The organism is Serratia sp. ASV30 (genome assembly GCF_016428815.1).
In the GTDB taxonomy this organism is placed as follows: Bacteria; Pseudomonadota; Gammaproteobacteria; order Enterobacterales; family Enterobacteriaceae; genus Chania; species Chania fonticola_C.
The window spans coordinates 1-12,617 of record NZ_JAELTL010000088.1 but is presented as its reverse complement, the minus strand read 5'-3'; the positions used below and the strand labels follow the sequence as shown (position 1 = coordinate 12,617).

Genomic DNA, 12,617 nt, shown 5'->3' with positions numbered 1-12,617 from the left:
CCCCCCCCCCCCCCCCCCCCCCCCCCCCCCCCCCCCCCCCCCCCCCTTTTGAGATGTGTATAAGAGACAGATCGTAGGCTACTGTGACTCAGTTAATACTTCCCCAGAACAGCTAAAAGTCGTATTTATTGACTTTCAATTGGCTAACCTGCGCCTTTTTCTGGAGCAGGACTGGCTAATGTATTCTGCTTGTAATCGCATTGTGCTGGTCACCGATAGTTACCTGTTACCCTTGGCAAATTACTATAAGAGCATGTTTCGGCAGGTTGATTCTGTGATCCAGAGAACGGGGGCATCCAGTGACATTTTTGCTAAAATCGATCATGTTATTGCCGGGGAGCGGGTTTCTTCAACATCGCAAGTCAGGCTGTCTTCGCGTGAGATATGTTTATTACGCACTCTGATCCATGGTGTCACCGTGGGCGATCTCGCCAACAGGTTGCGTCTTAGTCCTAAAACAGTTTATGCCCTGCGCCATAATATTTTGGGCAAGATGGGGTTGACTAAAATGAATGATATTTTCACTCGTGCCTATCACTCTGTTAGATAAACTATAACTACCTATTGTCATAGGGTTATCTAAACGAAATAAAATATGCGGTAATTGTATATCGCAGGGTTTTCATTATTTAATTGCCGTAGGACCTTTTCGAAAATGTTAGTTTTCGAATGCGCCCTTGTGTCGCATTTATTGTGCCACGCCAGTAAATATTGGCGGGAAATTAATTGATATAAATAAAGGAAGAAATTTTATGAAGAAGTTAGCTCTGGCTTTGATTGCAGCTTCAGCGTTGGGAACAATTAATCTGGCTAATGCGGACACTCGTACTGCGAACGCGACAGCGTCTTGGGATGCAAAAGCTATTAAAGATACCAGCAGTATGCTGGTTGTTACCCCGATAAAGTCACTGACCTTTAATTACGCAGAAGGTCTGGAGCGTTTTAACTCTCAAGACGGCGCGTTCGATATCACCATCGCTGGCCAGTCTGGCGCGAGTGATTTCAAACTGACCTCTAAAATCATCTCCAACACCCTGAGCCGCGCAAGCGATGACTCTGCACTGACCGTTGGCGTTAAGTGGAATGGCAAAGCACTGTCTGAAAGCAGCGAGATGGTGATGATCGATACTTCTGCAGGTATCAGCGCAGGTCTGTCTGCACTGGCCGTACCAGGCGCTTATGCTGGTGCTAACCGTACCAGCACTCAGGGCGTGTTCGCCTTTGAGATCGCTAAAGCAACCGTTGCCGGCACTGACACTGCGTTCAAAGACCTGACCGACGGTTACTGGGATGGCAACGTAAACGTTGAATTCACAGCAACCTGGGACGGTACTTTCTCCACCCTGTAAGCGATTTTGTTGTCTTAACGTAGTCAGGATCGGGGTGAATAGCCCCGGTCCTTATGGAACGCATGATGAACAGATGGTTTCCTACGCTGATGTGCTCAGCACTATTTTATTGTACTCACGCCGGTGCAATTAACGTTGGCGAGATTACATCAATCATTTCCCCTGGCCAGAGCGTTATCGCCAAGGAGGTGATTAATACTGTGGATGATGCCCGTCTGGTCAGCCTGAGGGTCGAGCGTATTTCCTCCCCAATGGAAGGTGGCAAAGCGATTCCAATGGAGAGCAAGCAGGAAATAATGGCCACGCCATCCAATCTGATTTTGCCAGGCAAAGGTAAAGATGTTTTCCGCGTTTTCTATTCCGGGCCGAAGGACGATAAGGAGCGTTATTACCGTTTAATCTGGAATGATAATCCGGTTACCGAAGAGGGGCTGTCAAAGACCAAAAAAGCCGCTTCGGCAACCACCTCGGCAACCATAAGTACCATTATGGTCGTCACACCACGGAGGGACAAGTTCGATTATCAGTACCGAGATGGTGTTGCGTATAACACCGGTAACAGCTCTTTCCGCGTGGTGGCATTTGGCCCCTGTAAGCAGGCAAAAACCAGTGAAGAGAAAACGAAAGGATGCCGTGAGCGTTATTACGTCATGCCAGGACTCGGCGTGCATTTGAAATTTGTTGATATCAATAATCAAAAACTCAGCGTTGGCATTTGGCACAACGAAGATTATATCAACGTGAAATAGCCTCTTTACCCATTGCCTGCATCGTACGTGTTTTCCAGGTGTGGAGTAGGGAAGCTATTTGGGGAAGCAAATGGGTAATAATTTCATCTTAAGGACAAGAACCAAGGCCGTAGCGCTATGTATCGCTGCGGCTCTGATGTCTATGCAGGCTAACGCCAGAAACCTACAGGATGTTCGTTTAGGAAATTATCTTATCCCGGGGGTATTTGGTCAGGCGCTGACCGAAGGTATGACCATTCCTGTAATGCTACGTTACAAAGGCGGTGATCAACAAGAAAAACAAAAGGTAGCGGATGCGCTGGTGGTGCTGGAAAAAGGCCGCCTGATGATAAGAGATATTACGCTGGCGGAAGAGTCTGAAGGGGCAACCTTGGCGGAGACGCCCCAGACATTGATCCGCGGTCTGAAAGATCGTTTCTTTGATCAAAATACCCATATTGCCGTTTCGTCCGATGCCGATCTGAACCTGAATATCCGTTCATTTGTACTGACGCTGGACGTGAGTGAAAAAAGCTTGGGGACTTCCATTATCCCACGAACGAGTTTGCTGGGGATCTCTTCGGTGCCGCATTTCAGTTCGGTGCTGAATTACGATCTCGGTGTTTACCGCTCGCAGTTAAAAAAGGGTGAGAACACCTCGAATAACTATTTGACCCTGGATAATACCTTTGGCTTCGCGGAGCATCATTTCAATGTGAACGGCTCGTTTTACGGTATTGGGGAGTCTCAACAGGATTCTCAGCTTTACCGTGCCATGTATGAACGGGATATGAGCGGGCGCCGTCTGGCATTTGGCTTGGTTGACACCTGGAACCTGCAATCGTTGGGGAGCCTGTCGGCACTTAACTCCAGCAAGGTGTATGGCGTCACCTATGGCAATAAGTCCGCTACCAAGATCCAGAATACCCAATATTCGCTGACGCCAATTACCGTATTCTTACCTAGCGCGGGTGAAGTCCATATCTACCGGCAGGGGCGTCTGTTGAACATTCAGAACTTCCCGATGGGCAGCTTTGAGGTCGATACCAGCCGCCTGCCGTATGGGATTTATGACGTTGATGTCGAAGTGGTGATCGACGGCAAAACCCAGTCGCGTATGCGCCAGACAATCAACAAAGCCTTTTCTGGCAATAATGGCGTGGCGCAAGAACTGAACTGGCAGCTATATGGTGGATATGTTAATTACGACAACCGCAATAACCGCACCAACGACAGCACCACCAACGAAACCTATCTGGCTGGGGCGTCGGCGGCGATGTCGATCCCGGAAATTCTCAAGATCGCCTCGGTCCCGGCGATATTTGGCCTGGCGGTGCAAACCTCGACCTATACCTTCGACAAGAAGGTGGTGAATGAAACCTCGGTTAACCTCAACGTGAACCAGTTCGCGAGCTTGGGCTGGCAGGGGTTGCTGTCACAGGGCGGGCGTTACCGCAATATTTTAAGCGCCAGCCTGATGCTACCGAAAGGCTTCGGCAGCGTGTGGGCCAACCGGGAAAAGAGCCATATCGGTAAGGGGTTGCCGGTCTATGAGTCGGACAGCTATTCCTATGGCGGCACCCTTAGCCTGAGCCGGTTCTTTGAACGTGGTGGTCAGCTTACGCTGAGCCGCACGGTAGATAAGCGCGATCGCAGCACCTCTAACAACCTGGAATACTCCACGGCGCTGTTCTCCGGGCGTTATGGCACGGTCAACCTACGCGCCGGTATCCAGCGTTATCGCTATGATTACCAGTCCAACAGCACCAACCAGCGCTATATCTCGCTGGACTTCTCGTTGCCGCTGGCCGCCTGGTTAAGCACCGGTGTGTCTTCCAACAATGGCAACGTGCGGGCCAATCTGGCCGCCAACAAGAGCTTCGATGACTCGGCGTTTACCTCTGCCGGTTTCAACCTGGCCAAGCTGGTCAAGGATAAGCACAACGGTGACAGCGCTTATTCGGCCTCTGGCTATGCCGCCTTCGATACCAAATACAGTGTGGGCACGTTGTCGCTCTCACGGCCGGACAACAATCGCCTCAATGGCAACCTGACTGCGCGCGGTGCGGTGGCCTACAGCGATAAGAACTTCGCCGCCAGCGGTATTCAGGAGAAGTCCGGGGTGTTGGTAAAAACCGGCTTCATCGACGATGCGGTGCTGTCGGCTCAGATCGATGGCCGCAGCTATCCGCTGAGCGGTAAGAATAACTTTATCCCGTTACCGCCGTACTCGAGCTACAAGGTTGAACTGATGAACGATAAAAACTCGATGGACAGCTTTGACATCGTCAAGGGGCGCACCCGCAACGTCACGCTGTATCCGGGCAACGTCGCCGTTTATGAGCCGGAAGTGAAACAGTTAGTGACGGTGTTCGGCCGGATGACCATGGAGAATGGCCGGGCGATCGCCAATGCCGCTGTGCGTAACCACATCGGTAAAACCATTACGGATGCGACGGGCGCCTTCCAGATGGACGTTGATAAACGCTACCCGAGCGTGTCATTGACCATGCCAGATCATGGCATTTGCGAGGTCGATCTGGATTTGGCCAAGGCCAAGGGCGTGAAGTGGGTCGGCGATGTGGTGTGCAACGTGCAGACCATTCTGGCACAACGATGAGGAAAGGGTTTGACATGAAACGGCGTAATATTTGCCAGTTGGCTGGGGTGCTGATGTTGGTTTCCTTCTCTAGCCAGGCGGCCAACGTGAGCAACAGTTATTTCTTTATCGAAAATCAGGTGGATGGAGAGTATTTCATCACGCCTCAGAGCACCGATCCCCGTTTCAGCGGTGCCAACGCATTTACCAAATATGCGTCAGGCGATCAACGCAGTTTGGGCTATATGGGCTATACCGGGCTGATCCAGACCAATTCGTTCGCCGATATCTGGCTGGAGGATTCTCCCATCGCTCGGCCATTTATCGGTAACCGCTGTATGAATAATGGTAGTGCTTGCCCCTCGAACGGTTATCTGCCGGGCTATATTGGAGATAATGGTGTTTATCACGTGGCGGTTAACACCAGCAACGGCGAAGCGCGTTATGGGCGTGGTATTTTCTCTGATTCGGCTTATGAGTATTTTAAAAATGTGTCGGTAGGCTTGACTGAGACGTATAAATACCGTTTTTGCTCTACCCGCACGGACTACAACCCTGCCGCAGGGCAAAGCTGCGTCAGCGTTGGCGGCTCGCAGACCAGCCATGAGTTCACCATCACCAAAGCGGGTAATTTGCGGTTGGAATCTACCAACGCACTGCAGGAAATTTTTATCGACAGCAATGGCAATCCGGTGATGGGAACGGGTTCTCAGTTCTGCTCTGTGGGCTACATTGGCTCACTGAGCGGCGCGATCTGTAAGCTGGTGTCTTATCAGATGCAGGGGAGTACCCTTTCGCCGATGCGCATGAACATGAAGCTCAACACTGCTGCGCTTGGGTTTACGCCTGCGGCAAATACCATTCGCCTGAGTGCCGATGGTGCCAGTGGTTGGGTGAACTACAGCGCCACGACCAACGCGGCGAATTTGATCAAAGCCGGTAACGGCGGTATTTATGTCTTTTTATCGCAGACTTTCCTGAAGAACCTGATCGATCGGGGAGTGGATCTGAGCCACAGCAAGGATTTCTTCACTTTCCTGTTCACCAGTACGGTGGCACCGCAGTCAGGATATTACGAATTTTCGCCTTCGAACACTATCTTGCTGGTTCCGCGCGATTATGGGATTAGCATTATCTCCAAGGACTTGGTACTTAATCCCAAGCGTGAAGGCAAAGTCGGCAGCACAGAACCGCCGATCGTGTTCGACTATATTTTGACTACCTCTGGCCCAAGGCAGGCCGATAGCATTACCGCGCAGGTTTACGGTCCGGCAGGGCAGGTCAATGGGCGCCCGTACTGCGTCTTTTCCTCCACCGACGGTAAGCTTAGGGTGCCGTTCTCGGCCTATCTGGCTTATACCGATAACGTTGGGCAAGTTGTCCGCACGCGTGCCAGCTGTGATGATGTTCCTATCAGCCTGGATGCGGCGCGTTGGGTAAGAACCGCCTGGCCGGTCCCCTCACAAAACGACGGCAGCTTCTATCGCACCGAGTTGTCTCTCAGCTTCCCGATGAATGAGGGCAATTCGATGTGGACCCTGGATGGGCGGGATTGGATGGGGATTGTCAGCGCCACCGGTGAGGTAAGGGTCAGGGCGGTCTGGACCGGCCCTGATATCCATTAGGATTGAAAATGACGATAAGACTAGGGGGGTGGCTAGCGGGGCTGATGCTGGCGTTCCCGGCGCAGGCGGTTTATCTCTCTTCCGGCGTATTTACTCTGGAGAGCGATCGTCCCTTCTTCTCGCGCCAGTTTGTTAACAACACCAAAGAGACCAATCTGTATGTGATCGGTGCCTATCGGATTGCCAAACCGGGGGTTGACGAACAGCCTCAGCCGCTAGAACAGGGCGAACTGCTCTATACCCCACTGCGCAAAATACTGGAGCCGGGGGCGTGGGAATATTTCAAGATTTTCTATCGCGGCCCGGCGGACGAGCGCGAGCGCTATTATCGCATAGTGATCCAAGAGATCCCGGCCAACTTGATGGAGATGCAGGGGGAAGACAAGACACCGCTGGTATCCCCGACCATGGCGCTAGATACCATCATGGTAGTTCGCCCGCGCAAGATGCGTTTCACTTATCACTATGATCCGCAGGCAGGGGTGTTGAAAAACACCGGCAATACCTATTTCCGGGTGATGATCCATCAAGGCTGCGACGGGCAGGATGACACCGCCAAGGTGTTCAATCTGTTGCCGGGGGAAAGCTACAGAGGTGCCGATCTGCGTGGGCAGAATCGCAAGTTTATTGTTGGTTTTAACAAGTACCTACGGCTGGGGGATCAGTGCTTCGAACAGGGGCAGGGATAGTATCCCCACCCCAGTTCACCACCAAAGCTAGACTTCCTTGCGGCCCAAATAGCGCTCTTTCATCAAAGAAACGCCAATCGCAATATCCAGCACCGGGGAAGGCGGCAGGTAATTTGCCTTACCGAGTTCCTGCATCGCGCCAATCAGCGGATGGTCGATCCCCAGTGCATAGTCCGCCAATAACGTCCCGGCAATGGTTTGCTTGGACACGCCTGCGCCGTTACAACCTCCGGCGGTATAAATACCTTTCTTCAACTCGCCCCAAACCGGCGCGCCATTGCGGGTAACGCTGATGGTGCCAGACCAGGTACTTGTCAGCGGCACATCCCTCAGCTGTGGGTAAATCTTGTTGAAAATCTGCTGATGTAAAAGGGTTGCCTGGTAGGTCTGCGCAGCGGTGATCCTGCCGTTCAAGGCTGGCGTCACATGTTGGCGGATCAGGAAACGGTGATCCTGGGTATAGCGCACCGTTGCCCCGGCGATTGCGTTGACCGGCGTTAGCCCCCAACTGCTCATGGTTGGCAGCTTTTGGCGTTGCTCAGCGGTTAATGGCGCGGTGATGCTGGCGAAGGTAGCCATGGCCGCCTGCTGACTGGTGACCGGGGCCAGCTCTCTGGAGAGGGCGTTGGTGGCTAACATCACGTTGGCCGTTCTAATCGTGCCAAAGGGGGTGACTACGTGTTTCACGCTACCGTGGCGGATCGCCATCACCGGGGTATGGTTATACATCGTTACGTTGTCCGGCAGGTTATTTGCCAGACCAACGATCAGGCTGGCAGGATTAACCAGGATCGAGCTTGGGGTATAGATGCCCTTATTATAAAAACGAGTGCCCAATTTTCTATACAGCGCTTCCTTATCCATTATTTGATAAGGCTCGTTCATGGCATCGAGATTATCGGTGTACTCTTTGAGCACCCGCTGATTAGCGGCATCAACCTGGCAGTGATATTTCCCGGCATTCTCCCATTCACATTCGATCCCCTGTTGCTCAATTTGCTGGGTTAATTGATTGATCCCTTCTTGTAATAAAGATCGATACGACTGGGCTTTTTTCAACTCCGCCGTCGAGCTGCCAATATTATGAGGTAAGCCGATAATAAACCCTGAATTTCTGGCCGAAGAACTTTCCGCCGCACAGGCCGCATCAACGATGATGATTTTCAGTTTGGGATCGTGGTTAGCCAGCCTTCTGGCGAAGGAAATCCCGGCGAAACCGCAGCCTACCACGACCCAGTCGGCCTCGGTATCGCCGATCAGCGTTGGGTAAATGGTGGGGCGCAGATCGGGTTTTAACCAACCATTTTGGTTTTGATTTAACGGTACCGATGCATATTTCAAACTCAAGGTCCTTTTCAAAATGTTTGCCACTCAAGGTCACTAAATAGGGTTATAAAACATTTCGCTAGCCTGAACCAGCAGATTCAGCCGTTGGTCATTTACCCCCTTTTATTGACGGTAAGTTATTTATAAGCAACCGTTAAGCATTGAGGCGCCTCATTGGATTGCCGCAGTTTGCCAATTGGCCGGGGAGTACAATCTGGGCGAGCCTCTATGGCAGAAATTAAGGTCACTCAGCAGATTTATTTCTGATTTTTTCCTTTATTCCCCAGCCATAGCTGTTTAGTATCGGAATTGGTGAGAATGACCCATTTTCTGAGGTTTTGTTCTGAAAATCGGCTATCCCTTCCCGAAATGAAAGAGTTGTTAACTACATTATCATTGTAACTTAGTGGATTTAACTATCCTAAACGGATTTCTAAAAAATATAAGAACGGAAATATTCTATGTCACAGATGTTAGCGCTTTTGATTGTAATGGTGATTTTATACCTGGGAGATGCGGTATCCGTGCGTACTAAAGCCTGGATCCCTTCTGTATTTGTCTGTGCGGTGTTGTTCCTGTTCGGCTACTGGACGTTTTTCCCGAAGGATATCGTCAGCCTGGCCGGTATCACACCGGCGGTAGCGGTGATGCTGATGTATCTGCTGATCACCAACATGGGGACGCTGCTCTCGGTGCCTGAGCTGATGCGGCAATGGAAAACCATTGTGATCTCGCTATCGGGGATCGCTGGCATTATCGCCGCCGTGTTTGCGGCCTGTATGCTGATGTTTGATATGAATACCGCCATCGTGACCATTCCACCATTGGTTGGCGGCATCGTTTCGGCGTTGATCATGTCGAAGGGGGCAGCCAGTGCGGGCCTGGTCGATCTCTCGGTATTCGCTATCCTGATCTACGTAATGCAAGGGTTTGCCGGTTATCCGTTAACTGCCATCATGCTGCAACGGGAAGGTAAACGCGTGCTGCAAAAATATCGCAATGGCGAATGGCACGAGTCTGCCACGCAATTGCCAGCCGATAAAATGCCAACCACGGTCAGCGCGGAAGAAAAAATGCCGCGTATGTTTGGCCTGATCCCGGCCCATTACAACACCAGCTACTTCAAGTTTCTGCGCCTGGCGCTGGTAGGCTATCTGGCTTATCTGGTATCGGACCTGCTGGCCCCGGTGGTCACCATCAGCCCGTTCGTGCTGTGTTTGCTGTTTGGCGTAGTGGCCGCCACGATCGGCTTCCTGGAAAAACAGCCGCTGCAGAAGGCCAACGGCTTCGGATTTGCGGTGATGGGGCTAATGCTGTTTATCTTTGACACCCTGAACAGAGCAACCCCGGAAATGCTGCTGCGGCTGGTATTCCCGATGCTGGTGCTGATCGCCGTGGCGGTGGTGGGCATGTTTATCGTCTCGTGGATCGTGGGTAAATTCCTTGGCGTCAGCATGGAGATGGCCTTCGCGATCTCCCTGACGGCGATGTATGGCTTCCCGGCGGATTACATCATCACTAACGAAGCGATAACAGCGCTGACCAAAGACGAAAAAGAGCGTGAGATCCTGACGCACCATATGTTGGCACCGATGCTGGTCGGCGGATTTATTTCCGTGACGATGGTTTCCGTGGTGCTGGCGGGCGTTATGGTCGGTTACATCACCCCAATCGCAGGATAAGTCATGAGCTATGCAAATCAGCTGCGTATTCAGCAGCACCTGGAACAACTGGCCGAGTTCACCGCTACGCCGGGCGAAGGCACGACGCGTATGAGTTACAGCCCACAAGGCCAACAGGCGCGGGCTTATATCAAGGCGCAGATGGAGGCGGCGGGCCTCAGCGTACGTGAGGATGCCATCGGCAATATCTTCGGCAAGAGTCAGGCGCAGGACCCGGCATTGCCGAGCGTGATGATCGGCTCCCACTTTGACTCGGTGCCCAACGGTGGTGCTTTCGATGGCCCTGCCGGAGTGGTGATGGGGTTGGAAGTGGCCAAGCTGTTCCAAGAACATCGATTATTGCCGCGTTACCCGCTAGAAGTGGTGGCGCTGGTGGAAGAGGAAGGGGCCAGCTTTGGCCGTGGCCTGCTGGCTTCCTGTGCGATTGCAGGTAAGGTGGATGCTGCAGAGTTGCACCGTCTACGCGATAGCCAGGGGCAATCGGCGGCACAGTGCATGGCCCTGGTGGGGTTTGATGCCGATCGGGTAGCCAGCGTGGTGCGGGAAACGCAAACCCTCAAGGCGTTTATCGAGCTGCATATTGAGCAAGGGCCGGTGCTGGAACAGGAAGGGTTAGACGTTGGCCTGGTAGACGTGATCGTCGGTATCACTCAGTTGGTTGTCACCATCACCGGTAAGGCCGGGCATGCAGGCACCACGCCGATGGATCGCCGCCACGATGCGCTGGTGGCCGCCAGCCAGGTGATCGCCCGCGTTGGCGATTTTGCCCGTGAGGCCGGTGATGAAACGGTCGCCACTACGGGGAAAATACAGGTGTTCCCTAACGGCGCGAACGTGATACCGAGCAAGGTGATTTTCACCGTCGACATCCGTTCCAAGCGCTTGGATAAGCTGCAACAGGTGGTCGAGCAGACCAAAGCCTGTATCCAGCAGCAGGCCGGGGCGGGGATTGCCTGCCAGATTGAACAACCGTTGCTGGTAGAGCCAACGCGTCTGCACAGCGGTATCCACAGCCAGCTACAAAAACACAGCGAAGCGCTGGGTCTGAGCCACCGGACCATGGTCAGCGGAGCCGGGCATGATGCAATGATTTTTGCCGGGATCACCGACGTGGGGCTGGTGTTCGTGCCCAGCAAGGACGGCCTGAGCCATCACCCCGATGAGTGGACCGACTATGAGCAAATTCAGAAAGGTATCGACGTTGTTTTTCAGACAGTAAAAGAGATCACAGAGGCCAGCAGTTATGACTAATCAAGCTATCGCGCAATCCATAAAAGCCCACGTGGAGGCGATGATTGCGTTCCGTCGCGATCTGCATGCTCACCCTGAACTGCCTTGGGAGGAGGTGCGCACCACTCAGAAGGTGGCGCAAGCGCTGGAGGAGATCGGTATTCCTTATCGCCTGACGACGCCAACGGGCGTGATTGCCGAGATTACGGGTGGGCAGCCAGGCAAGACTGTGGCCTTACGCGCCGATATGGATGCGTTGCCGGTGCAGGAACTCAACGACTCATTAAGTTATAAATCGCAGACCGACGGCAAGATGCACGCCTGTGGGCACGATGCCCACACCGCCATGCTGCTGACGGCGGCGAAAGCCCTGTATGAAAACCGTGAGAGCCTGCGTGGCAACGTACGGCTGATTTTCCAACCTGCCGAAGAGATTGCTCAAGGCGCGCGTGAAATGGTGAAGCAGGGGGCAATCGAGGGCGTGGATAACGCGTTTGGCATGCATATCTGGACCACCAGCCCATCGGGCAAGGTATCTTGTAATGTCGGATCCACTTTTGCTTCTGCGGATTTGCTGAAGGTGAAGTTCAAAGGGCGCGGCGGCCACGGCTCAATGCCAGAGGCCTGTGTGGATGCTGCGGTTGTCGCTTCTGCCTTCGTGATGAACGTGCAGGCGATCGTTTCCCGTGAAACCTCTCCGTTAGAGTCAGCGGTAGTGACCATTGGCAAAATGGAAGTCGGCACCCGGTTTAACGTGATTGCTGAAAATGCGGTGCTGGACGGCACGGTGCGCTGCTTTAACGTCGAGGCACGTGAGCGTATCAAGGCGGCGATTGAGCGTTACGCCGAGCATACCGCGGCCATTTATGGCGCGACCGCACAGGTGGAATACACCTACGGCACTTTGCCGGTGATCAACGAGGAGCGCAGCGCGTTGCTGGCACAATCGGTGGTGCGTTCGGCCTTCGGCGACGAGGTGCTGTTTGCCGAAAAACCGACGACCGGCGGTGAGGACTTCAGCTTCTTTATTGAAAATATCCCTGGCTGCTTTGCCCTGTTGGGCTGCGGCAACCCGGAGAAAGGCACCGATTGGGCGCACCATCACGGCTGCTTCAATATCGATGAAGACGTGATGGCGACCGGCGCGGAGCTGTATGCGCAGTATGCCTGGAGTTACTTGCAGCAGGATGCGTTTTAAGCCCCTTCGCTTTATTGGGCAACATTGAGTGCGGTGATTGCCCCTCACCCCAACCCTCTCCCATAGGGAGAGGGAGCCAGTATGGCGCTGTAGTCAGGTACAGAAGCTAGCCTATGGCACCGCATGCTTCGCTGTTTAGCATTCTCGGTATTGAGATCAGATGTGGGAGTTATTCCGTGGCACATTTGGTC

At 53.1% G+C, this 12,617-nt stretch carries 10 protein-coding genes; 9 read left to right on the top strand and 1 reads right to left on the bottom strand.

Going from position 1 to position 12,617, the window contains the following annotated elements:
• Positions 1 to 139: 139 nt before the first annotated feature.
• The 6 genes from JHD74_RS24220 (at position 140) to JHD74_RS24195 (ending at position 6,990) form a co-directional block, all read left to right on the top strand.
• Positions 140 to 550, top strand: coding sequence for a LuxR C-terminal-related transcriptional regulator (locus tag JHD74_RS24220; protein WP_199063693.1), 411 nt, complete (start codon positions 140 to 142; stop codon positions 548 to 550).
• A 202-nt stretch (positions 551 to 752) separates the two neighbouring features.
• A complete protein-coding gene (locus JHD74_RS24215) occupies positions 753 to 1,349 on the top strand; it encodes a common pilus major fimbrillin subunit EcpA (RefSeq protein ID WP_024530872.1) in 597 nt (198 codons plus the stop codon).
• A 65-nt stretch (positions 1,350 to 1,414) separates the two neighbouring features.
• Positions 1,415 to 2,098, top strand: coding sequence for a fimbria/pilus periplasmic chaperone (locus JHD74_RS24210; protein ID WP_199063694.1), 684 nt, complete (start codon positions 1,415 to 1,417; stop codon positions 2,096 to 2,098).
• 70 nt (positions 2,099 to 2,168) lie between these two features.
• The gene (locus JHD74_RS24205) at positions 2,169 to 4,697 is read left to right on the top strand and encodes a CS1-pili formation C-terminal domain-containing protein (RefSeq protein ID WP_199063692.1); all 2,529 of its coding nucleotides are present in this window, start codon (positions 2,169 to 2,171) and stop codon (positions 4,695 to 4,697) included.
• A gap of 14 nt (positions 4,698 to 4,711) precedes the next feature.
• Entirely contained in the window at positions 4,712 to 6,301 is a 1,590-nt protein-coding gene (locus tag JHD74_RS24200; RefSeq protein WP_074028412.1) for a fimbrial protein, read from the top strand.
• Positions 6,302 to 6,309: 8 nt separating this feature from the next.
• Complete coding sequence (locus JHD74_RS24195) at positions 6,310 to 6,990, top strand: hypothetical protein (RefSeq protein WP_074028413.1); 681 nt, start codon at positions 6,310 to 6,312, stop codon at positions 6,988 to 6,990.
• Between the two features lie 27 nt (positions 6,991 to 7,017).
• Here JHD74_RS24195 and JHD74_RS24190 read toward each other — a convergent pair whose 3' ends face one another.
• Complete coding sequence (locus JHD74_RS24190) at positions 7,018 to 8,331, bottom strand: FAD-binding oxidoreductase (RefSeq protein ID WP_074028414.1); 1,314 nt, start codon at positions 8,329 to 8,331, stop codon at positions 7,018 to 7,020.
• 446 nt (positions 8,332 to 8,777) lie between these two features.
• Between JHD74_RS24190 and JHD74_RS24185 the strand changes: the two genes are divergently transcribed.
• Genes JHD74_RS24185 through JHD74_RS24175 form a run of 3 tightly spaced genes read left to right on the top strand, consistent with a single transcriptional unit; the run spans position 8,778 to position 12,426 of the window.
• Positions 8,778 to 9,998, top strand: coding sequence for a hypothetical protein (locus JHD74_RS24185; protein WP_074028415.1), 1,221 nt, complete (start codon positions 8,778 to 8,780; stop codon positions 9,996 to 9,998).
• A 3-nt stretch (positions 9,999 to 10,001) separates the two neighbouring features.
• On the top strand, positions 10,002 to 11,249 hold the full coding sequence (locus JHD74_RS24180) for a Zn-dependent hydrolase (protein WP_199063691.1): 1,248 nt from the start codon (positions 10,002 to 10,004) through the stop codon (positions 11,247 to 11,249).
• The gene (locus JHD74_RS24175; RefSeq protein WP_021807871.1) at positions 11,242 to 12,426 is read left to right on the top strand and encodes a M20 family metallopeptidase; all 1,185 of its coding nucleotides are present in this window, start codon (positions 11,242 to 11,244) and stop codon (positions 12,424 to 12,426) included. The genes JHD74_RS24180 and JHD74_RS24175 overlap by 8 nt, the downstream gene beginning before the upstream one ends.
• Positions 12,427 to 12,617: the final 191 nt, after the last annotated feature.

What these genes read in the sequence shown, in the direction of transcription:
- JHD74_RS24185 (WP_074028415.1), top strand. Translation starts at nt 8,778, where the DNA reads ATGTCACAGATGTTAGCGCTTTTGATTGTAATGGTGATTTTATACCTG.
- JHD74_RS24205 (WP_199063692.1), top strand. Translation starts at nt 2,169, where the DNA reads ATGGGTAATAATTTCATCTTAAGGACAAGAACCAAGGCCGTAGCGCTA.
- JHD74_RS24180 (WP_199063691.1), top strand. Translation starts at nt 10,002, where the DNA reads ATGAGCTATGCAAATCAGCTGCGTATTCAGCAGCACCTGGAACAACTG.
- JHD74_RS24215 (WP_024530872.1), top strand. Translation starts at nt 753, where the DNA reads ATGAAGAAGTTAGCTCTGGCTTTGATTGCAGCTTCAGCGTTGGGAACA.
- JHD74_RS24210 (WP_199063694.1), top strand. Translation starts at nt 1,415, where the DNA reads ATGAACAGATGGTTTCCTACGCTGATGTGCTCAGCACTATTTTATTGT.
- JHD74_RS24200 (WP_074028412.1), top strand. Translation starts at nt 4,712, where the DNA reads ATGAAACGGCGTAATATTTGCCAGTTGGCTGGGGTGCTGATGTTGGTT.
- JHD74_RS24195 (WP_074028413.1), top strand. Translation starts at nt 6,310, where the DNA reads ATGACGATAAGACTAGGGGGGTGGCTAGCGGGGCTGATGCTGGCGTTC.
- JHD74_RS24175 (WP_021807871.1), top strand. Translation starts at nt 11,242, where the DNA reads ATGACTAATCAAGCTATCGCGCAATCCATAAAAGCCCACGTGGAGGCG.